Genomic DNA, 23,232 nt, shown 5'->3' on the forward strand with positions numbered 1-23,232 from the left:
AGGAAGGCTCTGACAAACTGCCCGAGGGACGCAGACCGAGTCGGCGCGTCCCTGGGAGGACATCATGGACGATCTCGCCTTCGGCACGCGCGACAAGCGCGGCAACTGGGCGCCGAGCGAACCGCTCGACATTGCGCCTTTCTGGACATTGCGCCCCAGCCCGAGCCGGATCCTGCACTGGGTTCCCGGTTATTTCTTTCCGTGGAACCTGTCCTTCGCCCTTTTTTCCCTCGCCTATTGGTTCTGGATTCTGCCGCCCCTCGACACCATGCAGACACTCTCATGGGGATGGGCGCTCTACCTTTATGCAGTGAACATCATCGCCGTCTGCCTCTGGTACGGAGCCTTCGAGTTACGCCTTTACTGGCAGCGCGCCCAGGGCACACGCTTCAAATACAACGCGAAGTTTCCCGCCGAACATCCGAACGACGCCTTCTGGTTCCGCCACCAGGTCATCGACAGTGTTCTGCGGACCCTGCTCTTCGGCGTGACCGTCTGGACCGCCCTGCAGGTGCTGGTCTTCTGGGTCTTTGCTAATGGCTGGGTTCCCTGGCTCGGCTTCGCCGAACACCCGGTCTACCTGGCCCTCCTCGCGCTGCTCGTCCCGGTCATCCACGAGTTTCACTTCTTCTGCATTCATCGCCTGATCCACACGCCGTTCCTCTACAAATGGGTCCATTCGGTGCATCACAACTCGATCAACCCAAGCCCGTGGTCCTCGCTCGCCATGCATCCGGTCGAACACGCGCTCTATTTCAGCACAGCGCTCTGGCACCTCGTGATCCCCTCGAACCCTCTTCTCGCGCTGTACCAACTGCATTTTGCGGGGTTCGGCGCGATCCCCGGCCACGTGGGCTTCGACAAGATGGAGGTGACCGACGACATCGCCGTCGATAGCCACGCCTACGGCCATTACCTCCACCACAAGTATTTCGAGGTGAACTACGGCGACGGCCTAGTGCCCTTGGACAAGGTTTTCGGCACGTGGCACGACGGCTCGAAAGAAGCGGACGAACGGATGAAGGAACGCTTCCGCCGCAAAAAGGAACGCGCGGCCACGCGCAAGACCGCAGGAACCCAGAGACAATGACAATACGCCTTGCCATCATCGGCGCAGGAATAATGGGCGCCGATCACGCCCGGATCTTTGCCAACGACATTCCGGGCACCAGCCTTTCGGTGATCTGCGATGCCTCCGAGGCCCGCGCCCGGGAAATCGCCAAAGTGACCGGAGCGGCGGATATCGCGACCGATCCTCACGCCAGCATCAAGCGCCAGGATGTGGACGCCGTGCTGATTGCCAGCCCCGACGCCACCCACGCGGACCTGACGCTGGCCTGCATCGCCGCGGGCAAGCCCGTTCTCTGCGAGAAGCCGCTGGCCCCCACCACCGGCGAATGTCAGCGCATCATCGAGGCCGAGGTCGCGGCGGGCCGGCAGCTCGTACAGGTGGGCTACATGCGCCGCTTCGATCCCGCCTACACGGAAATGAAGGCCGCTCTGGATGGCGGAACGCTGGGCCGCGCGATTATGATGCACAACTTCCACCGCAACGTAGAGGTGCCGCCCTGGTTCACCGGCGCCATGGCGATCACCAACTCGGCGCCCCATGAATTCGATGCCGCCCGTTTCGTCCTTGGCGCCGACATCCGCAGCATCTCCGCCTCACAGCCGCGCAGGACCGACGATCTGGTCGCGCCGGTCGTCATGATCCTGCGGACCACCGATGACCAGCTTGTCACGATCGAGGTCAACAACAACGCCGCCTACGGTTACGACGTCCGGGGTGAACTGGTCGGCGAACGCGCCTCCGTCACCCTCGGCGCGCCGGTCTGGAGCCGGACCCACGCGAACTTTGGTGCGACCGAGACCTATGCCGCTGACTGGCGCCCCCGTTTCGCCGATGCCTACCGCTTGCAGAACCACGCGTTCGTCCGCTTCGTCGAAACCGGCCAGCCCTCTGCCGTTGCCGCGAACGCCTGGGACGGCATGCTCTCGACCCTGATCGCGGACAAAGGCTGTGAGGCGCTGGCAAGCGGCGCAACGGTGTCCATCGAGACGCCCGACGCTCCCGAACTCTACAAAACCGCCTGACAGGCCATCACATACGGACAGAATGGAATGCCCTGGATCGACGCCTGCTCCGCCGAAGACATAGACACCGAAGACGTGATCCGCTTCGATCACGGCGGGCGCACGTTCGCGATCTACCGCAACCATGAAGGCGCTTATTTCTGCACCGACGGGCTCTGCACACATGAAGACGTACATCTGGCCGACGGCCTTGTCGTCGAGAATACGATCGAGTGTCCGAAGCACGCCAGCATCTTCGACTTCACCACCGGCGAGGTCGAAACCCCGCCTGCCTGCGAAAACCTAGGCACCCATCCGACACGTTCGGAAAATGGCCGCGTGCTTGTTGAGCTGTAACCCGATGCTTCACCTCCCCCTATCGCTCCGTGTAAGCACGGATCAACCTCTCCCCGTCCGGCGCGATCCGGACAGGCGTTCAGTCTGAAAGGAACAATGAAATGAAAGTCGGTCTTCTTGGCGCTGGCCGCATCGGCCAGGTCCACGCAGTCAGCATCGCCGGACACCCGGAGAGTACACTCGCCGCAGTCTCGGACGTGCACGCTCCGGCAGCCGAAGCGCTTGCCGCGAAATTCGGCGCTGAAGTTCGGAGTTCAGACGAGATCATCGCGGATGACAGCATCGACGCCGTGCTCATCGCGACATCGACCGATACGCATTCCGGACTGATCGAAGCGGCAACGGCCGCAGGCAAGGCCGTGCTCTGTGAAAAACCCGTGGATCTCAGCCTTGAACGCGCCCGCGCCTGTCTTGCAGTCGCCCAGAAAAACGGCCAACCCGTGATGATCGGCTTCAACCGCCGGTTCGACCCCAGCTTCGCGGCGCTCAAATCCGCCTTCGACGCGGGCGAAATCGGCAAAGGCGAGCTTCTGGCCGTCACCTCATTCGACCCCGGCCCGCCGCCGATGGCCTATGTGAAGGTCTCGGGCGGCATCTTCCGCGACATGATGATCCACGACTTCGACATCTGCCAGTGGCTCATGGGCGGCACACCTGAAACCGTCACCGCCAAGGCCAGCTCGCTCGTCGATCCGGAGATCGGCAAGGCAGGCGATTTCGACACGGCCGTCGTCACCCTGACCTATTCCGACGGGCGTATCGCCACGATCCGCAACTCGCGCCGTGCCGCCTTCGGTTACGATCAGCGGATAGAGTATCTCGGCTCCGAAGGCATGCTCGAAGCGAAGAACATGCTGGAAAACCAGCTCGTGAAATCAACCGCAGCGGGCGTGACTGGCGCCAAGCCGATGCATTTCTTCCTCGAACGCTACATGCCCGCCTACGCCGCCGAATGGGACGCCTTCATGAAGGCTGTCGCCAGCGGCGCACGCATGCCCGTGACGCTGGAAGAAGGCGTCGCGGCGCTGGCAGTTGCCGAGGCGGCGACAGAATCCGCCAAAACCGGCAAGACCATTACCTTGTGACAGGGTTGAAAAAGCGCGTGTAAGCCCATGAAGGACCTCGATCTCATCACCATCGGCCGCTCCAGCGTCGATCTCTACGGCACCCAGGTCGGCGGCCGTCTTGAAGACATGGGCTCGTTCGAAAAGTACATCGGCGGCAGCCCCACCAACATCGCCTGCGGCACCGCAAGGCTGGGGCTGAAATCGGCGGTCATCACCGGGGTCGGCAACGAACACATGGGCCGCTTCATCGTTGAGCAGTTGCAGAGCGAGGGCGTGAATACGGACGGGGTCAAGACCGACCCCGACCGCCTGACCGCCCTCGTTCTTCTCGGCATCCGCGACCAGGAGCAGTTCCCGCTGATCTTCTACCGCGAGAACTGCGCCGACATGGGGTTGACCGTCGACGACATCGACCCCGCGTTCATTCACCGCGCCCGGGCCGTGGTCGCCACCGGCACGCACTTAAGCCACCCGCAGGTCGAGGCCGCCACGATCAAGGCCCTGGAGATCGCGCGCGCAGCCGGCATGCAGACGGCGCTCGACATCGACTACCGTCCTAACCTTTGGGGCGTGGCGGGGCACGGCGACGGCGAAAGCCGTTTCGTCGAAAGTGCGCGGGTCACGGCTAAACTGCAATCGACCCTGCATCTCTTCGACCTGATCGTCGGCACGGAGGAGGAATTCCACATCGCGGGCGGCACGACCGACACCGTCGCGGCGCTCCGCGCCGTGCGCGCTGTCTCGAAAGCCACGCTCGTCTGCAAGCGAGGCGCGATCGGCGCGGTTGCGTTCACCGGCGACATCGCCGACAGCCTCGACGAAGGCGAAGCCGGTCCCGGCTTTCCGATCGAGGTCTTCAACGTACTGGGCGCGGGCGACGGCTTCATGTCGGGCCTCTTGAAGGGATGGCTCGACGGCGAAGACTGGCCAACGGCGCTCAAATACGCCAACGCCTGTGGCGCATTCGCGGTCAGCCGCCACGGCTGCACGCCTGCCTACCCCTCATGGGAAGAACTCCAGTTCTTCTTCAAGCGCGGGATCAGGCGGCCGGACCTCAGGAACGATACCGAACTGGAACAGGTCCACTGGGCTACAAACCGCAAGGGCGACTGGCCGGTGATGCGCGTCTTCGCCTTCGATCACCGCGCACAACTCGAAGCGATCGACGGCGCAACGCCGGAAAGGATCGGTCATTTCAAGACTCTCTGCCTTGAGGCTGCACTTGCGGTCGCCGACGGTCAGCCCGGCCACGGAATTCTCTGCGACAGCCGCCTGGGCCGCCAGGCGCTCTACCGCGCTGCCGGAACCGGACTCTGGATCGGACGTCCCGTCGAATGGCCCGGATCGCGACCCCTGATGCTGGAACCCGAGATCGGCCCGGATTTCGGCGGCCTCGCCCAGTGGCCCCGAACCCAGGTTGTCAAATGCCTCTGCTTCGCGCACCCGGACGACGACGCGGAAACCTGGGCTGCACAGGAAGCGACCGTGCTGCGTCTCTTCCACGCTGCCCGGAGGAACGGGCTCGAATTCCTGCTCGAAGTGATCCCCTCCAAGGTAGGCCCCGTCGACGACGGCACGACAGCGCAGGTGATCCAGCGGTTCTACGATCTGGGCGTCTACCCCGACTGGTGGAAGCTGGAACCCTTCAGCACAGACACCGCCTGGGCAAACGCGGTCAACGCCATCGACCGGAACGACCCGCGGACTCGCGGCATCGTCGTCCTCGGCCTCGACGCGCCCGAGGACGAACTCGCCGCGTCCTTCGCGCTGGCCGCAAGACAGCCACTGGTTAGGGGCTTCGCGGTCGGCCGCACCATTTTCGCCGCCCCGGCCCGCGACTGGATGGCAGGCAGAATCGGCGACGCCGAAGCCGTCGCTCGCATGACAGACAATTACGCAAGGCTCTGCGGCATCTGGAACGAAGCGCGGGCCGGGTGACGCCACACCATTGACACCGGGAGCACCGGGGGCAGAAATGCGCCTGCCCTCGCGCTCTTGCCACGGAAAGGACGAACCATGCCCGATCTCCTGCTCAAACCCTTCGGAACCCATGGCAAGGTCCACCATGTCACGCCAGAGACCGCGGGCTGGCGCTATGTGGGCTTTTCCCTCTACCGGCTCCGCGCCGGAGAGACCGCGGCCGAGGCGACAGGCGGGAACGAGGTGATCCTTGTCATGGTCGAAGGCAAAGCCGCCTTCACCGGCGCCGGGCGGGACTGGGGCGTTCTGGGCGACCGGATGAGCGTCTTCGAGAAGACCCCACCCCACTCGCTCTATCTTCCGAATGGCACAGAGTGGCAGGCAACCGCCGAAACGGACTGCACCATCGCCGTCTGCGCCGCCCCCGGCAAAGGCGGACACGAGGCGCGCCGGATCGGCCCCGACGGCATCACCCTAACCGAACGCGGCAAGGGCACGAACACGCGGCTGATCAACAACATCGCCATGGAGAACGAGGATTTCTGCGACTCGCTTCTCGTGACGGAAGTCTTCACTCCTGCGGGGCACTGGTCCTCCTATCCCAGCCACCGACACGACGAGGACGACTTCCCGCGCATCACCTACCTGGAGGAGACCTATTACCACCGGTTGAACCCTGCCTCGGGCTTCGGGATCCAGCGCGTCTATACCGATGACGGGCGGCTGGACGAGACGATGGCGGTCTCGGACGGCGACGTGGTGCTGGTGCCGCGCGGGCATCACCCCTGCGGCGCGCCCTATGGCTTCGAGTTGTATTATCTGAACGTCATGGCCGGCCCGTTGCGGAAATGGCGTTTCGTTCCCGCGCCCGAGGTCGAATGGATCATGAAACGCGACGCCTGAGCCTGGCTATCAATGGAAAAACCGTGACAGCCAAGCGACTTGCAGCGCATAGTCGCGCAAATATCAAGAACAGGAACCACCGATGCCTCCCAAGTATTACGCGCCGAAAGGCGGCCATCCGGGACAGGATCAGTTGCTGACGGACCGCGCGGTATTCACCGAGGCCTACGCGGTGATCCCCCGGGGAACGATGCGGGATATCGTAACCAGTTTCCTGCCGCACTGGTCCGAAACCCGCGCCTGGATTCTCGCGCGGCCACTTGGCGGTTTCGCCGAGACCTTTTCGCAATACATCGTCGAAGTCTCGCCGGGCGGCGGCTCGGACAGACCCGACACCGATCCGGCCGCGCAGTCGGTGATCTTCGTGGTCGAGGGCGAGGCCGCGCTTACGTTTTCGGGCGTCACGCACCGGATGGAACCCGGCGGATATGCCTATCTTCCGGCCGGGCTGGACTGGAGCCTCAAGAATACGGGTGCTGAGGCGGTTCGCTTCCATTGGGTCCGCAAGGCTTATCAGGCTGTCGATGGAATCGACGCGCCGGAGCCATTCGTCACGAACGAGACCGAAATCGCGCCGAACCCGATGCCGGGAACCGATGGCAGGTGGGCAACGACGCGCTTCGTGGACCCAGAGGACCTGCGTCACGACATGCATGTCAATATCGTCACCTTCGAGCCCGGCGGCGTGATCCCCTTCATGGAAACCCATGTCATGGAGCACGGGCTATACGTGCTGGAGGGAAAGGCGGTCTACCGGCTGAACCGGGATTGGGTGGAGGTCGAGGCGGGTGATTTCATGTGGCTGCGCGCCTTCTGCCCGCAGGCCTGCTATGCCGGCGGGCCTGGGCGGTTCCGCTATCTTCTCTACAAGGACGTCAACCGCCACGCTCCGCTGCAATCCCCGCTTCGGATCGGCTGATCCCGACGGCTGACAGCATCGGGGCAATCGCCCGTACGGCCAGCCAACAGGAACGCGCCCGGCATCGGAATATCGCGCCTGTCACGAGGCCAGTCGCTCGCGCCCGTGACCTGTGTCCTCGGTCGTTTTGAAGAAATCGACCAGCATCTCAAGGCCCTGGATCTTGTCGCGCAGATTCCTGGAGCGCGCCGTGCCTTCTTCGGCCATCGATGCATTCTGCTGGGTCAAACGGTCAAGATCGCCGATCACGGTGGAAACCTCCGATATGCCGCTGGACTGTTCGCGGCTGGATTCCGCGATCTTCGCCGAGAATTCCGCGACCTGGGAAATCGAGCGGTGGATTTCGCGAAGCGCCTCGCCCGTCTGCGTGACCAGCCGGACCCCTTCCTCGACGCCCCGGCCGCTTTCCTCGATCAATCGGCCGATCCCCGATGCCGCTTCGTTCGCCCGCTGCGCCAGGGCGCGCACCTCCTGGGCGACAACGGCGAAGCCCTTGCCCGCCTCGCCGGCGCGCGCAGCTTCGACACCCGCATTCAGCGCAAGGAGATTGGTCTGGAATGAAATCTCGTCGATCACGGTGATGAATTCGCTGACTTTCCGCGCGTTCTCGTCGATCTTCTCGACCGCGGCGATCGCCTGAAGAACCACCTTTTCCCCGGCGCTTGCATGGCGGGACGCGTCGCCGACGCGTTCCACGGTCGCCGAACAATCCGCTTCGGTCGATTTCACCATCGAGGACATGCTGGTAATCGCCGCGTTCGTCTCCTCAAGCGAGGCCGCCTGAGAGGTCGACCTCTGGGACAACCTGTCCGAGCTTTCGGCCTGGTGCCCCACTTCGGAAGCAAGATCCCGGCTCACCTCGGACAGGGCGGCGCCGATCCGGATCAGCTCATCAAGGGTGGAATTCACGCTCTCCTGCATATCTCCAAACGCACCCTTGAATTTGCCGGACATTTTCCGGCGAAGATCACCCCGCGCAACGGCCGACATGACCGCGATCGTGGCGCCGATACCCTCGCTGACGGAATCGAGCATTTCGTTCAGGGTAAGGCCCAACTGGTCAAGATCCGCCTCCCCGGTCACGGTCTCGATCCGCTGATCGAACCGCCCGTCTCTTGCGGCATCGACGACGCGTGAGAAGTCTTTCCTGAACGAATCCGCCGCCTTGCTCCAGGCCTCTGCATCCTGGCGATGCTGATCGGCTGCCATCCGCGCGCGTTCGGCCTCCGACTGGGCGCGCTCGGCTTCAATCTGCTTCGCCTGCGCCGCCTCCCGCTCTTTCACGACGCTTCTTTCAAGCTCTTTCTGCCGAATGAACGCTTGGCGAAGGTCCTCCAGTTTCTCGCGAAGAAGCCCGATTTCGTCCGTCGTTCCCCAATCGGGTGCCGAAACCTCGAGATCCCCCGATGTGATCCGATCCATCGACTCGGCGATGATCTTCATCCGGTGACCCAGCGACCGGTCCAGCCAGCGCTGAAGGAAGAAGATCAGCGCAAGAAACGAAATCGCCGCAACGGCGGCCAGTTGAACCGCCATGCGGCTCATGCCCTCCTGCCTGGCAAGACCGGCAGCCATGCTGGCCCGGATCGCGGTTTCCGCCTGATTCGCAAACTCGACGAACCGGTCGTATTCGGCGTCGAATGCCGCATCCGCCTCGGCGAACGTCCGGGACAGATCGAGAGCCCGGTCATATCGTTGAACCGCGAGACCCCGAAGACGTTCAAGATCGGGGAGAATGGCTCGCAGATCGCCCGCAAGTTCCGGCGCCCGGACGGCCGCTTGCCCCAGGCGCTCTGCCGCCGCGTCGAAGGAACCGGTCGCTTCGCCGAAATCCTCGCCCAGATCGCCCCCGAGAATCTCGGCGACCAGAAGATGGCCGTGGGCCAGAAGATACCGCGCATCGCCGGTCAGCCGTTGAAGGTCGTGCGAAACCGAGCCCTCGGTCGCCGTGGCAATCCGATCCGTCAGGTCGTCGTAAAGCGCATCGAACTCGGCGTCGGCATCCGTACCGACACCCGTACGCCCGCTCAGAAGCCTGTACCGGTCTTCCGCTGACAGCGCGAAGGCTTCAAGGCTGCGCAGGACTTCCCGCATATTCCCGCGAACCAGCGGGTCTTCGGAAGGATGGATGACACCATCCGCCGTCTCCCCGCCATCGACGATCGCCTTCGCAAAGAATTGCGCGCGCTCCAGCCCGCCGATGACCTCGGACATGTTCCGGGTCGTATCGCCCGCCATGATCTCTTCCATCACCAGATGGGCATCCCCAGCGAAGATCTTGATCTCCATCGCCGCATCCAAAAGAGGCGCAAGCCGTGCGCCAACTTCCTCTCCGCTTCGGGTAATTCCGAACATCGACCAGAGAATGACCGCTCCGGCGGCGATTGCGAGACCGCCGATGGAGAGAAATGCGACAAGGATGCGCTGGCTGGCGCTGAGAGAACTGAACATTCGACACATCCCAAATTTGGTTCTGAATGGCCGCAATTGTTCACAGAGAGCTTAGGAAACTCCTAAGACACGCGCAGTGTTTCCACTGCAGTCCGAAAAATCTTCAAGAACCTCACGGATCAACAGCCCCCATCGCCGCCGACAGCTCGCGCGCCGCGCCGGCAACCGAAGTACCGAAGCGCTGGATTCTTTCGCCCGTAACGCGGCTGGTCGGTCCGGAGATGGACAGCCCCGCGATCGCTTCGCCGTGCATGTCGATCACCGCAGCAGCCACGCAGCGCATGCCCAGTGTCTTTTCCTCGTCGTCGATCGAATACCCGCGCGACCGGATCGCCTCCATCTCGCTCAGAAGCGCTCCGCGCTCGCAGATCGTGTGTTCGGTAAAACGCTGAAGATGCGCCCGCGCCAGAAACCGGTTCAGCGCCGCCTCGTCCATACGCGCCAAAAGCGCCTTGCCGATCCCCGAGGCATGCAGGGGCGACAGGGTGCCAGGCGGAAAAAAGGCGCGGATACTCTCGTGGGTTTCGACCTGACTGACGAACAGAACCTCCGTTCCCCTACCGATGCCAAGGTTGGCAGTTTCGCCGGTCTCCTCCATCAGCCGCCGCAAAATCGGGCGCGCACGTTCGACAAGACTTGTGCGACGGAGATACCGGGCACCGATGACAAAGGCCCGGGCGCCGATCTGCCAAAGCTGCTCGGCGCCATCGAACTCCACCAACCCCCGGCTCTCCAGCGTCACCAGAATGCGGTAGACGGTCGCCGGAGACTGATCCAGCGCGCCCGAGATCTCGGACAGCGTCGCGCCTTCGATCGTCGACAGATGCTCGAACACCTCCATAGCGCGATCCAATGACTTGATCGTGTTCTGCTCCGTCTTGTCGTGCCAGTCCCGCGGCCGCCCGCGTCCGCGGCGGGGGGATGAGTCAGGAAATCCGTCCATAGTTTTCTCGTTTCGAAAATTAATTTCATATTATGAAAAATTTAACCTACTGACAAGTATAGTATTTTCACAAGAAAATAATTTTGAAAAAATATTTCAAAAAAATTTCCTCCCCGTGGATCTCTCGCTACAAGGCCTCAACGAGCGAGGAGGACGCGCCATGAGTTTCCAGAACCCGGTCTTTATCCCCGGCCCCACCAACATCCCCGAGCGGCTGCGCAAAGCCTGCGACATGCCGACGATCGATCATCGATCGCCGCTCTTCGCGGAAATCCTGCATCCGGCCCGTGACGGCGTGCGCAAGGTTCTGAAATCCGCGAACGCGGAGGTCTTCATCTTCCCCGCGACCGGAACCGGTGGCTGGGAAACCGCGATCTCTAACACGTTGTCGCCCGGCGACACCGTTCTGGCCGCTCGGAACGGCATGTTCAGCCATAAGTGGATCGACATGTGCCAGCGCTTCGGTCTCGACGTGCGGTTCATCGAGGTTCCCTGGGGCCAGGGCATCCCCGTCGCGCGTTTCGAGGAAATCCTGTCCGCCGACACAAGCCACAAGATCAAGGCCGTTCTCGCCACCCACAACGAAACGGCCACAGGCGTGAAGTCCGATATTGCCGGGGTTCGCCGCGCGATGGACGCCGCCGGACATCCCGCGTTGCTCTTCGTCGATGGCGTCAGCTCGATCGGTTCGATGGACTTCCGGTTCGACGACTGGGGCGTCGATGTTGCCGTCACCGGCTCGCAGAAAGGTTTCATGCTGCATGCCGGTCTCGCCATCGTCGGCTTCAGCCCGCGCGCCGTTGCCGCATATGACACGGCCCGCCTGCCGCGCACCTTCTTCGACATCCGCGACATGACCAAGGGTTACGCGGCCAATGCGTATCCCTACACTCCCGCCGTCGGCCTGATGAACGGGCTGAACGAATCCTGCGGCATGCTGCTCAAGGAAGGTCTCGAGAACGTCTTCGCCCGCCACACCCGGATCGCAAGCGGAGTCCGCGCCGCCGTGGCGGCCTGGGACATGGAACTTTGCGCGGCGTCTCCGGACCTCTACTCGGACACGGTCAGCGCGATCCGCACGCCCGAAGGGTTCAACGCCTCCGATATCGTCGCCCACGCGGCGAAAGCCTATGGCGTCGCCTTCGGAACGGGTCTCGGCGAAGTCGCGGGCAAAGTCTTCCGGATCGGCCACCTGGGAAGCCTGACGGATGTCATGGCGCTTTCGGGCATCGCGACGGCCGAGATGGTCATGGTCGACCTGGGTCTGCCCGTCCGCCTCGGCTCGGGCGTCGCTGCCGCGCAGGAGGTTTACCGGGCCAGACCCGCCATCGCAAAGAAAGAGGCCGCGTGATGAAGGACATGAACGAGATGATCATTCCCACCTACGAGGACATGCTGGCCGCGCATGAGCGGATCAAGCCGCATATCCGCCGCACGCCGATCCTGACATCGGACTACCTGAACGAACTTTCCGGGGCCGAGCTGTTCTTCAAATGCGAGAACCTGCAGGAACCGGGCGCGTTCAAGGTGCGCGGCGCCTCGAACGCGGTCTTCGGCCTTGACGATGCACAGGCCGAAAAGGGCGTCTGCACGCATTCCAGCGGCAACCACGCGCTTTGCCTGTCTTACGCCGCGGGCCGCCGCGGCATCCCGTGCAACGTGGTCATGCCCCGCACCGCGCCGCAGGCCAAGAAGGACGCGGTCCGCCGCTATGGCGGCACGATCACCGAGTGCGAACCTTCGACCTCCTCGCGTGAGGCCGTCTTCGCCCAGGTTCAGGCGCGCACCGGGGGCAACTTCGTTCACCCCTACAACGATCCCCGCGTCATCGCCGGCCAAGGCACCTGCTCGAAAGAGATGATGGAGCAGACCGACGGCCTCGACATGGTCGTGGCCCCCATCGGCGGCGGCGGCATGATCTCGGGAACCTGCCTGACGCTCTCGACGCTGGCGCCCGAGGTGCAGATCATCGCCGCCGAGCCGGAACAGGCCGACGATGCCTATCGCAGCTTCAAGGCCGGTCACATAATCGCCGATGACGCGCCCGAGACCATTGCGGACGGGCTCAAGGTGCCGCTCAAGGACCTGACCTGGCATTTCGTCTCGAACCACCTCAGCGACATCATGACGGCCAGCGAGCAGGAGATCATCGACGCGATGAAGATTACGTGGAAATATCTGCGCGTCGTGATGGAGCCGTCCTGCGCGGTGCCGCTGGCGATCATTCTGAAAAACAAGGACCGGTTCGCGGGCAAGCGGGTCGGCGTCGTCATCACCGGGGGCAATGTCGATCTCGACACCCTGCCCTGGTTCAAAGGCTGAGGAGAGAGACCATGAAAGACATGAACGCACTCGACGAATACGAAGTGGGCTACGACATCCCGGCCAAGCCCGGCATGGACGAGGCCGATATCCAGACGCCATGCCTCGTTCTCGATCTCGACGCGCTGGAGCGCAACATCCGGAAGATGGGCGATTATGCCAAGGCGCATGGCATGCGTCACCGCGTGCACGGCAAGATGCACAAATCGGTGGACGTGGCGAAACTTCAGGTGGAGATGGGCGGCGCCTGCGGCGTCTGCTGTCAGAAAGTGTCGGAGGCCGAGGTCTTCGCCCGCGGCGGCATCAAGGACGTCCTCGTCTCGAACCAGGTGCGCGATCCCGCCAAGATCGACCGGCTGGCGCGCATGCCCAAACTTGGCGCGCGCACCATCTGCTGCGTCGACGACCTGGCGAACGTTGCCGATCTGTCGGCGGCGGCGGTGAAGCATGGCACCCAGATCGAATGTCTTGTCGAGATCGACTGCGGCGCAGGACGCTGCGGCGTGACCACGACGCCGGAAGTCGTGGAGATCGCCAAGGCCATCGACGCCGCGCCGGGTCTGAAATTCGCCGGCATCCAGGCCTATCAGGGCGCCATGCAGCACCTCGACTCCTATGACGAGCGCAAAGCCAAGATCGAGATCGCCGTGGCGATGGTGAAGGACGCCGTCGACACGCTGAATGCCGAGGGGCTGGAGTGCGACATCGTCGGCGGTGGCGGCACCGGGTCGTATTATTTCGAGTCGACCTCGGGCGTATACAACGAGCTTCAGTGCGGCTCCTATGCCTTCATGGACGCCGATTACGGGCGCATCCTCGACAAGGACGGCAACCGCATCGACCAGGGCGAATGGGAAAACGCGCTGTTCATCCTGACGAGCGTGATGAGTCACGCCAAGGCCGACAAGGCCATCGTGGACGCGGGCCTGAAGGCGCAATCGGTGGACTCGGGCCTTCCCGTGATCTTCGGACGCGACGACGTGAAATACGTCAAATGCTCGGACGAGCATGGCGTCGTGATGGACGAAGGCGGCGTACTGAAGGTGAACGACAAGCTGAAACTTGTCCCCGGCCACTGCGACCCGACCTGCAACGTCCACGACTGGTACGTGGGCCTGCGCGACGGCAAGGTCGAGACCGTCTGGCCCGTGTCGGCACGCGGCAAGGCCTACTGAGTTTCGCCGCCTTTGGCGGCGACCGACCGGGGGGCCTTGCCCCCCGGCCCCCCAAAGTATTTCTGCCAAGAGGAAAGCCCATGTGGATCGTCCCCGAGCGCGAGATCGCGGGTCTTATGACCCGCGAGGCGGCATTCGATGCCGTCGAGAAGGTCTTTGCCGCCATGGCGTCGAAGGATGCCTACAACTTCCCCGTCGTGCGTGAGGCCATCGGCCATGAAGATGCGCTTTACGGCTTCAAGGGCGGGTTCGACCGGGCGGGGCTGACGCTTGGCCTGAAGGCAGGTGGCTACTGGCCGCACAATCTCGAGACGAAGGGGATTATCAATCACCAGTCGACGGTGTTCCTGTTCGACCCGGAAACGGGTCGGGCAAAAGCAATGGTGGGCGGCAACCTGCTGACCGCGCTTCGGACCGCGGCCGCCTCATCGGTCTCTATCGCCCACCTGGCGCGGAAGGATGCGAAGGTGATCGGCATGGTCGGCGCCGGCCACCAGGCCACGTTCCAGTTGCGCGCGGCGCTGGAGCAGCGGGATTTCGAGAAGGTCATCGGCTGGAACTATCACCCCGACATGCTGCCCAATATCGAGAAGATCGCCACCGAAGCGGGGCTGCCGTTCGAAGCGGTGCCGCTGGAAGGGATGCGGGACGCGGATGTCATCATCTCGATCACCTCCTCCTTTGCGCCCTCACTTATGGCCGATCACGTGTCGCCGGGGACGCACCTGGCCTGCATGGGCACCGACACCAAGGGCAAGCAGGAGGTCGAGGCGGCGCTTCTGGCGCGTGCGACCGTCTTCGCCGACGAAATCGCGCAGTCCGTGTCGATCGGCGAGGCGCAGCACGCCATTGCCGCGGGCCTGATCGCAGAACGCGACATCGTCGAGATCGGCGCGGTCATCAATGGCGCACATCCGGGGCGGAGAAGCGCCGACGAGATCACTCTGTTCGACGGCACGGGCGTCGGCCTTCAGGACCTGGCTGTGGCCGCATCCGTGGTGGATCTGGCCATCGCGAAGGGCCTCGCGATCGAGGTGGATTTCTAGAACGGGATCGTCCCCGTCGGCCCACGGTCCAGCCGCGAGATATGGGGGGCCGGCCCTTCGGGAAAGATATGCCGCACAAGCGGGTCGTGGCCCGGCACGATCAGCTCCGGCCGCGAGGCGAGCCGCTTCAGCGTGGAAAAACCGCGCAGCATGTCCTCGAGATCGACCACGATCGGGAACGGCTTTTGCAGCCACAGGTTCTCGTAGAAATGCGTGGCGTCCGACGCCAGCACCAGCCAGCCCGCCGAGGTGCGCACGCGCACCGCCTGCAGCCCGCGGGAATGGCCCCCAAGGCAGTGAACGGTGACGCCATCCGCGATCTCGCCGTCACCCTCATGAAAGACAACCCGGCCCGAATAGACCCGCCTTACCGCTTCGCAGACGTGATCTGCCGTGAACGGCATCCGAAGCGTGTCGTGGCACATGCAGGGACCGGTAGCATAGGCCATCTCGGCGGCCTGCAGGTGCAGCGTTGCGTTCGGGAAAAGGTGCAACCCGCCCGCGTGATCATAGTGCAGATGCGTGACGATGACCTCGTCGATGTCCTCTGGCGTCACGCCGAAAGGGGCCAAGGCCGCGCCGGGATCAAGCCGTATGGGCCGGTCACGGCGCGCGCCTTCTTCGGTGTCGTATCCCGTATCGACGAGGATCAGCCGGTCGCCCTGCCGCAAAAGCCACATGAAATAGTCCATCGGATGCGGCTGGTCGTGATTGTCATCGAAAACGAAGCTGTCACCGCGGATGCGGGAATTGCGGTCCGCGTACTTGATCGCGAAAACGTCCCAGTCGCTCACGTCTCTGTCCTCTCTCGTCGCCTTGGTTCTCGCAGGAGATACCGCAATTCGCCTCAGTCGGTGCAGATTTCATCAGATGCTTCCATTGATGTCGACATTAATGTATGCATTAATTGGCGCAACAAAAAAGACATCAGGAGTCTCCCGTGACCAAAACCTTCGACATCGCCGTCTTTCCCGGAGACGGAATCGGACCGGAAATCATGACGCCGACACTGGAGATCCTGTCGGGCCTTTCGAACACTGCAGAAACCTACCGGCTGGCCTGCACCGAGCTGCCAGCGGGCGCCAAAACCTACCAGGAAACCGGCAATGCCCTGCCCGCCTCCTCGCTGGAGCGCGCGCGCTCCGCCGATGCCATCCTGCTGGCGGCCATGGGCCTTCCAAGCGTGCGATATGCTGATGGCACCGAGATATCCCCCCAGATCGACCTCAGGTTCGAACTGGACCTCTTTGCCGGGGTCCGACCCGTGTCCATCAGGCCCGGCCAGCCAACTCCGCTTGCTCTCTCCGGCGGGCAACGGGTGGATTTCGTCCTGATCCGGGAAAGCACGGAGGGGTTGTTTCACACCCGCGCCAAGGGCGAAGTGACCGAGACCGAAGCCTATGAGACGCTGAAGATCACGCGGGCAACCTCGGAAAAGCTGTTCCGTTTCGCCTTCGATCTCGCCGAGCAGCGCAAGGCGGCAGGCATCGGGCCGGGCCGCGTCACCTGTGTCGACAAGGCAAACATCTTCCGCGCATTCGCCTTCTTCCGAAAGATCTTCGACGAGGAGGCGGCGCGCCACCCCGGCATCCGGGCGGACCATGCCTATGTGGACGCCACCGCGCTCTGGATGGTCGAGAAACCCTGGGTCTTCGACGTCATGGTGACCGAAAACATGTTCGGCGATATTCTGTCGGACCTCGGCGCAGGGCTGATGGGCGGCCTCGGGATGGCGCCTTCGGCGGATATCGGCGAAAACCACGCGGTATTCCAGCCCTGCCACGGATCGGCGCCCGACATCGCGGGACAGGGCGTGGCCAATCCGATGGCGATGATCCTCTCGGGCGCCATGATGCTCGACTGGCTGGGCCACAAGCACGATCTGCCCGAGATGATCCACGACGGCCGAAGGCTGACCGACGCGGTCGATTCAGTGATCTCGGGGGCCCGCACCCTGACCCGCGACCTGGGCGGCACCTCCTCCACCGGGGAAGCGGCGCATGCTGTCGCGGCGGCACTCGGGTCCCGGGCATGACAACCACGATCAAGGTCGCCGGCGTCGGCGCCGGCTATTTCAGCCGGTTCCACTACGGCAGCTGGGCTCGGATCGACCGTGTCCGCGTCGTCGGCGTGCCCGACCCCGACCTGCCCCGCGCTCTGGCGACGGGGCATCCGGCCTTCGGCGATCTCGTGTCCATGGTCGAAGCCACGCGGCCCGATCTTCTGGACATCATCGTGCCGCCCGCGGCCCAGGCCAGGGCAATCCGAACCGCGCTGGCGCTCGGGGTGCGGACCTTCATCTGCCAGAAGCCCTTCTGCATGGACCTCGCCGAAGCCCGCGCCATCACCGCCGAAGTCAACGCGCTTGGCGCCCGACTGATCATCCACGAGAACTTCCGCTTCCAGCCCTGGTACCGCGCCATGCACCGCGAAATCGAGGATGGCACGATCGGTCATGTGCTGCAGGCCACCTTCCGCCTGCGCCCCGGCGATGGCCAGGGTCCGGACGCCTATCTCGACCGCCAGCCCTATTTCCAGAAGATGGAGCGCTTTCTGGTGCATGAGACGGGCGTTCACTTTGTCGACATCTTCCGCTTCCTCCTCGGCGATCCGGTGGCGGTCTATGCTGATCTCCGCCGGATCAACCCGGTCATCGCGGGCGAGGATGCGGGATATGTCCTCTTCGACCATGCGAACGGCGCCCGGGCACTGTTCGACGGCAACCGGCACCTCGACCACCGTGCCGACAACCTGCGCCGCACCATGGGCGAGGCTCTGATCGAAGGCACGACGGGCTCCCTGACACTGACCGGTGACGGCGCGGTGCATCGGCGCCGTTTCGGCACCGGCGAAAGCCACCTGGTTCTACCTCCCGACCGCTGGGACGGGTTTGGCGGAGACTGCGTCCATGCGCTGCAGACCCATGTTATCGGGGGGCTCTTGGACCGCGAACCGTTGGAAAACATGGCGTCCGACTACCTCAAGGTCGTCGCCATCGAAGAGGCGATTTACCGATCGGCCGCGGAGGGCCGCAAGATCGCACTGGAGACCGCAGCATGACGACCACGACCACCAACACCCAACGCGCCGCAGACGAAATGCGCCGGCTGATCTTCAGCGGCGACCTCGCCGCGGGCTCCGACCACCTGGAAACGGAACTGGCCGAGCGCTTCGGCATGTCGCGCACACCTGTACGCGAAGCGGCACTGATCCTCGAGGCACAGGGGCTGGTCTCGGTCCGCCCACGCCGGGGTGTGCGCATCCTGCCGGTCTCGCCCGACGACATGGCCGAGATCTACGACGTGCTGACCGAGCTTGAAAGCCACGCGGCCGGCCGCGCGGCGGCGGCTGGCCATTCCGAGGCAGAGCTATCGGGAATGGCGCGCGCGATCGACGACATGGACGCGGCCGTCGCCGCACAGAACCGCGAGGCATGGGCCGAGGCCGACGACCGTTTCCATTCCGAACTGGTACGCCTCGGCCGGAACCGCCGGATCGAGACCATCGTGGCCATGATGTCAGATCAGGTGCGCCGCGCGCGCTCCCTGACCCTCTACCTGCGCCCCCTGCCCCAGGGCTCGAACGACGATCACCGCGCCGTGCTCGAGGCCATCCGGAAGGGCTCGGCTTACACGGCCCAAAGCATTCACCGCGCGCACCGGGAGAGGGCGAAGGAGATGCTGATCAGCCTCCTGCGCAGCCACCGGCTGAACCAGGTCTAGTTGATCATCGTGGTCGGCAGGTAAAGGGCGATCTGCGGGAAGGCGATCAGGATCGCCAGCGTCACGATCATCATCAGCCAGAACGGCACCACGCCCCGGAAGATATCTGCCAGAGGCACCTTGGGCGCGACGGATTTCACGATGAACACGTTCAGCCCGACAGGCGGCGAGATCAGCCCCATCTCCAGCGCCAGCACGACCAACACCCCGAACCAGATCGGGTCGATGCCCATCTCCAGAATGATCGGGAAGAAGATCGGCAGCGTCAGCACCAGCATGGCGAAGCCTTCGAGGAAGCAGCCCAGCACGATGTAGATCACGAGGATCATCACCAGAACACCGGTCGGCGACAACTCCAGCGCATTTATGAAATCGCCCACAACCGACGGGATATGGCTCAGCGCCATAAAAGGGTTGATCATGTGGGCAGCGATCAGGATCAGCATCACCGTCGCGGTGGTGACGACCGAATCCTTCGCCGAAATCCAAAGCGCCCGCAGCGACAGCGTCCGCATCACCAGCCCGATCAGGATCACCGCCGCCGCGCCCACTGCCGCCGCCTCGACGGGCGAGAACAGGCCGCCGTAGATGCCCCCGATGGTCAGGACGATGATACCCACGATGGGCCCCGCCCCTGCCAGTGCCGCAAGCTTCTGTGATACCGACGTCTTGGGCCCGGCCGGCCCGTATTCCGGCCGAAACCAGCAAAGTACGGTCACCGCAAGAACGAACAGGGACAACAGCAGGATGCCCGGGAAGACCCCGGCAAGGAATAGGCGCCCGATCGACTGCTCGGTCAGGATCGCGTAGATCACGAACCCCGTCGATGGCGGGATCAGGATGCCCAGCGTGCCTCCGGCGGCCACGACCCCGGTCGAAAGGCGGGAGTCGTAATTGAACCGGTCCATCTGCGCCAAAGCAACCTTGCCCATGGTCAGCGCCGAGGCGACGGAGGATCCCGACAGGGCGGCAAAGCCCCCGCATCCGATGACGGTGGCCGACGCCAACCCGCCCTTCAGCGAGCCGATGACGGCATAAGCCGCGTCATAAAGCTGACGGCTCATCCCGGTCGCCGACGCTACGTTACCCATGAGGATGAACAAGGGGATCACGACCAGTTCGGGCGAAGACGCCAGGGTGAAGGACTCGGACGCCAGCAGGCTGATCGCGGCATTCGTGCCGTTCAGCGCCGCAATTCCGAAGAACCCGACCACGAACATGGCGAAGGCGACGGGAATCCGCAGCACGAGCAGGAAGAAAAGCGCGGCAATGCCGATTAGACCGATGGCTGTTCCGGACATGATCAGGCAGGTTCCTTCCGGATATCGCGCCCCGACACCGCCAGTTCCAGCGCGCGCAGCAGCATGCCCAGCGCCGTCATGACCGCCAGCGCGACAAGCGCCCAGCGGAACCAGTCGATCGGCAGGCCGAGAAGATTGGTCTTGGAACTGATCCCGAACCGCATATTCAGCATGACCACGCTGGAAACGGCCCAGGCGAGACCGAAGAAGATGATCGCTCCAACGAGCGCCGACACGATATCGATCAGCCGGTTCAGAGCCGCCGGGTAATACCGCTCGAAGATGTCCACGGCAATGTGCCCGCCGTTGCGGTCACACAGCGCCATGGCTCCGAAGACAAGGATGACCATCGTCATCGTGATCAGGTCCTGGCTGCCGTAAAGCGGCTTGCCCATGGCCCGGCCGATCACGTCGACCAGAATGACGACGACCTCGACCAAGAGGCCGAGGGCACCGATAGTCGTGGACAGGCCAATCAGCCTGTCCGCCCATTTTCGCATGAAAAGCAATGCGTTACTTCTGCATCGCCGCCAGCGCGGCCTCACCGCCGACAGAGGCGACATAAGACTCGGTCACAGGCATGACCAGCGCCGCAAAGGCCGCGGCCTCTTCTGCAGTCAGATCGACGAAGGTGTTCTTCGCGTCCCCGCGCGCGCGGGCAACCCCAGCCTCGCCCGTGGCGTTCCATGCCGTTTCGGCGCTCGTCGAGACGCCGCGACCGATCGCACCGTCCACAACGGCCTTGGCCTCGGCGGACAGCGCCCCGTAGGAGCCCTGGCCCATCACAGCGAAGAAGGCCAGGCGACCCAGCGGCGCACCGATGGTGAAGCTGTTGGCAACTTCGTCCAGTTTGAAATCGTCCAGCGTCGACGAACCGGTGAACACACCGTCGATCAGGCCGGTTTCAAGCGCGTTGTAGACCTGGTTGATCGGCATCTGCACGGGCGTCGCGCCCAGCGCGGTCGCCACTTCTGCCGCCGTCGCACCAGCCACGCGGATCTTCAGGCCCTGAAGATCGGCCGGAGTGCGGATGACCTTGTCGCGCATGATCATGATGTTCGGCTCCGAGGTCCAGAGCGCCACCGGGACCGTTCCCGGGAACTCGCCCTTGATCTCGTCCATCGCATCCCAAAGCGCGTCGCAGCCGCATTTTCCGTCCGGCACCACGCCCGGCATTTCCACGATCATCGTCTTCTGGAACTGCGACGAGGTATAACCCGGCAGGCCCCAGGTCATGTCTGCAACACCCTGAACGGCGCGCACGTACTGCTCGACCGGGCCTGCGCCCAGTTCACCGCCGTGATACCCGCGCACCGTGACGCTGCCACCCGACGCCGCGGACATATCCGCGTTCAGTTTCTCGATCACGCTGGCGTTCACCGTGTGGAATGGCGGCGTGAAATTGGCGAATTTCAGCTCCTGCGCGCCCGCCACAGACGCAGCCACGGCCATGCCCGCAGCGAAGGCGATTGATGCAAGTTTCATTGGTTTCCTCCCGATTGTATCGCCAAAGTCCTGATCGACCTTTCGGCGATTTGACAGCAGTCTATTGAGCGAAACCGGCGGAGGCCATTCATTTTCCTCCGCCGGGACATAAGTTTTGACTATTCGGCGCTCTTCGTCCGCCAGCTGCCTTCGGCATAGCCCTCGCGGACTTCGCTGGCATAAGGCGTCGGCGAAACGCGCACCCGGATCTCGGCCTGACGATGCTTTTCGGCCGAGGTCTTCTCGGTCTCGTCGGACTCGCCCCAGCGCAGGGTCAGCACGTCGCCGACCTCGACGCTCTGATGGACGACGCCCAGCGACAGAAGACGCCGTTCGTTGTAGCTGTAGCCGTTGAACATGCTCATGCCGACCATCTTGTCGCCATGCATGACCATGTCTGCCGAAGACGAGGCGTAGTTCGGCTGCGGGAAGTCGATCCACTTGTAGGGGGTACCCTCTTCGAAGGCCGAGGCGATGACCTTCAGCACATCCTCCGGGTTCCACTCGAAGGTGACTTTCTTGCGGTTCGAAGCGCTGCCCTTCATCGCGGCAAGTGCCTCCTTGCCGATGAAGTCATCCTTCTTCCAGCCGATATAGAAGCCATAGCCAAGCTCGAACGGGTTGACGTAATAGTCCTCGATATTGTCCGAGATGAAGCTGCCGCCGATCGCGCCCGCGGCTTCGTACATGTCGGCACCCAGCCAGTCGCGATAGTCGGCCAGCATGCCGTCGCCGGTATAGATGCCCGGCAGCGGAGACGGGATCCAACCCGATTCCAGCGTGTTCGTTGAATAGGCCCGGCTCCCGCACTGGACGAGCCGGACACCGGCATCGCGCGCGGCCTGAAGAATGGTCGAGTGAATGTAGTCCTTGTCCTTGTAGGGACCCCAGACTTCCAGACCCGGCGCGCCGGACATGCCGTGACGAAGCGCCTGCACCTTCTTGGAACCGATATTGATCCAGTCGACATGGAAGAACGGAATATCCGGGATCGGGCCGCCGTTCATCTTCTCGAAGATTTTCGGAGCGTCGGGCCCCTGGATCTGGAACCGGTAATGCTCGCGCAGAACGCGCTCACCCTCGGGACGGCTCGGCGAGCGCGGGTCATAGCGCAGACGCACGTTCCACTTGCCCCAAGCGGCAGCGAACATCAGCCAGTTCGAGGTCGGCGCACGGCCCACGAGAATATACTTGTCCTCGCGCTCACGGAAGATGATGTGGTCGCCGATCACATGGCCGTTGGGCGTGACCGGAACGAAATGCTTGGCGCGGTTCAGATCGAAATTAGCAAAGCTGTTGATCCCGTGATGCGACAGGAACTCGGTCGCCTGGGGGCCCTCGACGATCAGCTCGTCCATGTGGTGCGACTGATCGAACAGAACCGCTGTATGCCGCCAGGCCTCCTGCTCGACGCGCCAGTTCTCGAATTCCGGCGTCACGACCGGGTAGACATACATCCCGATCTTCGAGTTGCGCAGCATCTCGACCGGGTTTCTGTGTTTCGCCATCACGTCTGTAAGGCTCGGCATTTCCTTCATCTCCTCCTGA

At 63.5% G+C, this 23,232-nt stretch carries 21 protein-coding genes; 14 read left to right on the plus strand and 7 right to left on the minus strand.

The window, feature by feature from the left end; translation table 11 throughout:
* The first annotated feature begins 64 nt into the window (after positions 1–64).
* The 7 genes from ACKLNI_RS08990 to ACKLNI_RS09020 all read left to right on the plus strand — a co-directional run bounded on the left by ACKLNI_RS08990 (position 65) and on the right by ACKLNI_RS09020 (position 7,239).
* Complete coding sequence (locus tag ACKLNI_RS08990) at positions 65–1,090, plus strand: sterol desaturase family protein (RefSeq protein WP_413718731.1); 1,026 nt, start codon at positions 65–67, stop codon at positions 1,088–1,090.
* Positions 1,087–2,094, plus strand: coding sequence for a Gfo/Idh/MocA family oxidoreductase (locus tag ACKLNI_RS08995; protein WP_413718732.1), 1,008 nt, complete (start codon positions 1,087–1,089; stop codon positions 2,092–2,094). The genes ACKLNI_RS08990 and ACKLNI_RS08995 overlap by 4 nt, the downstream gene beginning before the upstream one ends.
* Positions 2,095–2,121: 27 nt before the next feature.
* Complete coding sequence (locus ACKLNI_RS09000; RefSeq protein ID WP_413718733.1) at positions 2,122–2,430, plus strand: MocE family 2Fe-2S type ferredoxin; 309 nt, start codon at positions 2,122–2,124, stop codon at positions 2,428–2,430.
* 101 nt (positions 2,431–2,531) lie between these two features.
* A complete protein-coding gene (gene iolG / locus ACKLNI_RS09005; protein ID WP_413718734.1) occupies positions 2,532–3,515 on the plus strand; it encodes an inositol 2-dehydrogenase in 984 nt (327 codons plus the stop codon).
* 27 nt (positions 3,516–3,542) lie between these two features.
* A complete protein-coding gene (locus tag ACKLNI_RS09010; RefSeq protein WP_413718735.1) occupies positions 3,543–5,435 on the plus strand; it encodes a bifunctional 5-dehydro-2-deoxygluconokinase/5-dehydro-2-deoxyphosphogluconate aldolase in 1,893 nt (630 codons plus the stop codon).
* Between the two features lie 78 nt (positions 5,436–5,513).
* Positions 5,514–6,320, plus strand: a complete 807-nt coding sequence (iolB, locus tag ACKLNI_RS09015) for a 5-deoxy-glucuronate isomerase (protein ID WP_413718736.1) — start codon at positions 5,514–5,516, stop codon at positions 6,318–6,320.
* Between the two features lie 82 nt (positions 6,321–6,402).
* The gene (locus ACKLNI_RS09020; protein ID WP_413718737.1) at positions 6,403–7,239 is read left to right on the plus strand and encodes a bifunctional allantoicase/(S)-ureidoglycine aminohydrolase; all 837 of its coding nucleotides are present in this window, start codon (positions 6,403–6,405) and stop codon (positions 7,237–7,239) included.
* An 81-nt stretch (positions 7,240–7,320) separates the two neighbouring features.
* Here ACKLNI_RS09020 and ACKLNI_RS09025 read toward each other — a convergent pair whose 3' ends face one another.
* Complete coding sequence (locus ACKLNI_RS09025; RefSeq protein ID WP_413718738.1) at positions 7,321–9,690, minus strand: methyl-accepting chemotaxis protein; 2,370 nt, start codon at positions 9,688–9,690, stop codon at positions 7,321–7,323.
* A gap of 112 nt (positions 9,691–9,802) precedes the next feature.
* Positions 9,803–10,633: an HTH-type transcriptional regulator BhcR gene (gene bhcR / locus ACKLNI_RS09030; protein ID WP_413718739.1), complete on the minus strand. Its 831-nt coding sequence runs from the start codon at positions 10,631–10,633 to the stop codon at positions 9,803–9,805.
* A 160-nt stretch (positions 10,634–10,793) separates the two neighbouring features.
* Here bhcR and bhcA point away from each other — a divergent pair, with 160 nt between their 5' ends.
* The 4 genes from bhcA to bhcD all read left to right on the plus strand — a co-directional run bounded on the left by bhcA (position 10,794) and on the right by bhcD (position 15,176).
* On the plus strand, positions 10,794–11,984 hold the full coding sequence (bhcA, locus tag ACKLNI_RS09035; RefSeq protein WP_413718740.1) for an L-aspartate--glyoxylate aminotransferase BhcA: 1,191 nt from the start codon (positions 10,794–10,796) through the stop codon (positions 11,982–11,984).
* A complete protein-coding gene (bhcB, locus tag ACKLNI_RS09040; RefSeq protein WP_413718741.1) occupies positions 11,984–12,955 on the plus strand; it encodes a beta-hydroxyaspartate dehydratase BhcB in 972 nt (323 codons plus the stop codon). Before bhcA ends, bhcB begins: the two co-directional genes overlap by 1 nt.
* A gap of 11 nt (positions 12,956–12,966) precedes the next feature.
* Positions 12,967–14,130 carry a 3-hydroxy-D-aspartate aldolase BhcC gene (gene bhcC, locus ACKLNI_RS09045; protein WP_413718742.1) on the plus strand — a complete coding sequence of 388 codons (1,164 nt, stop codon included), beginning with the start codon at positions 12,967–12,969 and terminating at the stop codon, positions 14,128–14,130.
* A gap of 80 nt (positions 14,131–14,210) precedes the next feature.
* Positions 14,211–15,176: an iminosuccinate reductase BhcD gene (bhcD, locus tag ACKLNI_RS09050; RefSeq protein ID WP_413718743.1), complete on the plus strand. Its 966-nt coding sequence runs from the start codon at positions 14,211–14,213 to the stop codon at positions 15,174–15,176.
* On the opposite strand, the gene ACKLNI_RS09055 is transcribed toward bhcD, so the two are convergent.
* The gene (locus ACKLNI_RS09055; protein ID WP_413718744.1) at positions 15,173–15,970 is read right to left on the minus strand and encodes an N-acyl homoserine lactonase family protein; all 798 of its coding nucleotides are present in this window, start codon (positions 15,968–15,970) and stop codon (positions 15,173–15,175) included. The genes bhcD and ACKLNI_RS09055 overlap by 4 nt on opposite strands.
* A gap of 146 nt (positions 15,971–16,116) precedes the next feature.
* Between ACKLNI_RS09055 and ACKLNI_RS09060 the strand changes: the two genes are divergently transcribed.
* Genes ACKLNI_RS09060 through ACKLNI_RS09070 form a run of 3 tightly spaced genes read left to right on the plus strand, consistent with a single transcriptional unit; the run spans position 16,117 to position 18,898 of the window.
* On the plus strand, positions 16,117–17,211 hold the full coding sequence (locus tag ACKLNI_RS09060) for an isocitrate/isopropylmalate dehydrogenase family protein (RefSeq protein WP_413718745.1): 1,095 nt from the start codon (positions 16,117–16,119) through the stop codon (positions 17,209–17,211).
* Positions 17,208–18,236, plus strand: a complete 1,029-nt coding sequence (locus ACKLNI_RS09065; RefSeq protein WP_413718746.1) for a Gfo/Idh/MocA family protein — start codon at positions 17,208–17,210, stop codon at positions 18,234–18,236. Before ACKLNI_RS09060 ends, ACKLNI_RS09065 begins: the two co-directional genes overlap by 4 nt.
* Entirely contained in the window at positions 18,233–18,898 is a 666-nt protein-coding gene (locus tag ACKLNI_RS09070; RefSeq protein ID WP_413718747.1) for a GntR family transcriptional regulator, read from the plus strand. Before ACKLNI_RS09065 ends, ACKLNI_RS09070 begins: the two co-directional genes overlap by 4 nt.
* On the opposite strand, the gene ACKLNI_RS09075 is transcribed toward ACKLNI_RS09070, so the two are convergent.
* From ACKLNI_RS09075 to ligM, 4 genes are all read right to left on the minus strand, one after another.
* The gene (locus ACKLNI_RS09075; RefSeq protein WP_413718748.1) at positions 18,895–20,199 is read right to left on the minus strand and encodes a TRAP transporter large permease; all 1,305 of its coding nucleotides are present in this window, start codon (positions 20,197–20,199) and stop codon (positions 18,895–18,897) included. The genes ACKLNI_RS09070 and ACKLNI_RS09075 overlap by 4 nt on opposite strands.
* A 2-nt stretch (positions 20,200–20,201) precedes the next feature.
* Positions 20,202–20,699, minus strand: coding sequence for a TRAP transporter small permease (locus ACKLNI_RS09080; protein WP_413718749.1), 498 nt, complete (start codon positions 20,697–20,699; stop codon positions 20,202–20,204).
* Positions 20,700–20,712: 13 nt separating this feature from the next.
* Complete coding sequence (locus ACKLNI_RS09085) at positions 20,713–21,684, minus strand: TRAP transporter substrate-binding protein (RefSeq protein ID WP_413718750.1); 972 nt, start codon at positions 21,682–21,684, stop codon at positions 20,713–20,715.
* Between the two features lie 119 nt (positions 21,685–21,803).
* Positions 21,804–23,213 carry a vanillate/3-O-methylgallate O-demethylase gene (gene ligM, locus ACKLNI_RS09090; RefSeq protein ID WP_413718751.1) on the minus strand — a complete coding sequence of 470 codons (1,410 nt, stop codon included), beginning with the start codon at positions 23,211–23,213 and terminating at the stop codon, positions 21,804–21,806.
* Positions 23,214–23,232 lie beyond the last annotated feature (19 nt).

Origin of the sequence: Silicimonas lutimaris (genome assembly GCF_047314965.1) — a bacterium.
In the GTDB taxonomy this organism is placed as follows: Bacteria; Pseudomonadota; Alphaproteobacteria; order Rhodobacterales; family Rhodobacteraceae; genus JAVJUV01.

Bases quoted from the DNA above. Each gene is read 5' to 3' on its own strand.
- ACKLNI_RS08990 (WP_413718731.1), top strand. From the start codon at position 65: ATGGACGATCTCGCCTTCGGCACGCGCGACAAGCGCGGCAACTGGGCG.
- ACKLNI_RS08995 (WP_413718732.1), top strand. From the start codon at position 1,087: ATGACAATACGCCTTGCCATCATCGGCGCAGGAATAATGGGCGCCGAT.
- ACKLNI_RS09000 (WP_413718733.1), top strand. From the start codon at position 2,122: ATGCCCTGGATCGACGCCTGCTCCGCCGAAGACATAGACACCGAAGAC.
- iolG (WP_413718734.1), top strand. From the start codon at position 2,532: ATGAAAGTCGGTCTTCTTGGCGCTGGCCGCATCGGCCAGGTCCACGCA.
- ACKLNI_RS09010 (WP_413718735.1), top strand. From the start codon at position 3,543: ATGAAGGACCTCGATCTCATCACCATCGGCCGCTCCAGCGTCGATCTC.
- iolB (WP_413718736.1), top strand. From the start codon at position 5,514: ATGCCCGATCTCCTGCTCAAACCCTTCGGAACCCATGGCAAGGTCCAC.
- ACKLNI_RS09020 (WP_413718737.1), top strand. From the start codon at position 6,403: ATGCCTCCCAAGTATTACGCGCCGAAAGGCGGCCATCCGGGACAGGAT.
- ACKLNI_RS09025 (WP_413718738.1), bottom strand. From the start codon at position 9,690: ATGTTCAGTTCTCTCAGCGCCAGCCAGCGCATCCTTGTCGCATTTCTC.
- bhcR (WP_413718739.1), bottom strand. From the start codon at position 10,633: ATGGACGGATTTCCTGACTCATCCCCCCGCCGCGGACGCGGGCGGCCG.
- bhcA (WP_413718740.1), top strand. From the start codon at position 10,794: ATGAGTTTCCAGAACCCGGTCTTTATCCCCGGCCCCACCAACATCCCC.
- bhcB (WP_413718741.1), top strand. From the start codon at position 11,984: ATGAAGGACATGAACGAGATGATCATTCCCACCTACGAGGACATGCTG.
- bhcC (WP_413718742.1), top strand. From the start codon at position 12,967: ATGAAAGACATGAACGCACTCGACGAATACGAAGTGGGCTACGACATC.
- bhcD (WP_413718743.1), top strand. From the start codon at position 14,211: ATGTGGATCGTCCCCGAGCGCGAGATCGCGGGTCTTATGACCCGCGAG.
- ACKLNI_RS09065 (WP_413718746.1), top strand. From the start codon at position 17,208: ATGACAACCACGATCAAGGTCGCCGGCGTCGGCGCCGGCTATTTCAGC.
- ACKLNI_RS09070 (WP_413718747.1), top strand. From the start codon at position 18,233: ATGACGACCACGACCACCAACACCCAACGCGCCGCAGACGAAATGCGC.
- ACKLNI_RS09075 (WP_413718748.1), bottom strand. From the start codon at position 20,199: ATGTCCGGAACAGCCATCGGTCTAATCGGCATTGCCGCGCTTTTCTTC.
- ACKLNI_RS09080 (WP_413718749.1), bottom strand. From the start codon at position 20,699: ATGCGAAAATGGGCGGACAGGCTGATTGGCCTGTCCACGACTATCGGT.
- ACKLNI_RS09085 (WP_413718750.1), bottom strand. From the start codon at position 21,684: ATGAAACTTGCATCAATCGCCTTCGCTGCGGGCATGGCCGTGGCTGCG.
- ligM (WP_413718751.1), bottom strand. From the start codon at position 23,213: ATGCCGAGCCTTACAGACGTGATGGCGAAACACAGAAACCCGGTCGAG.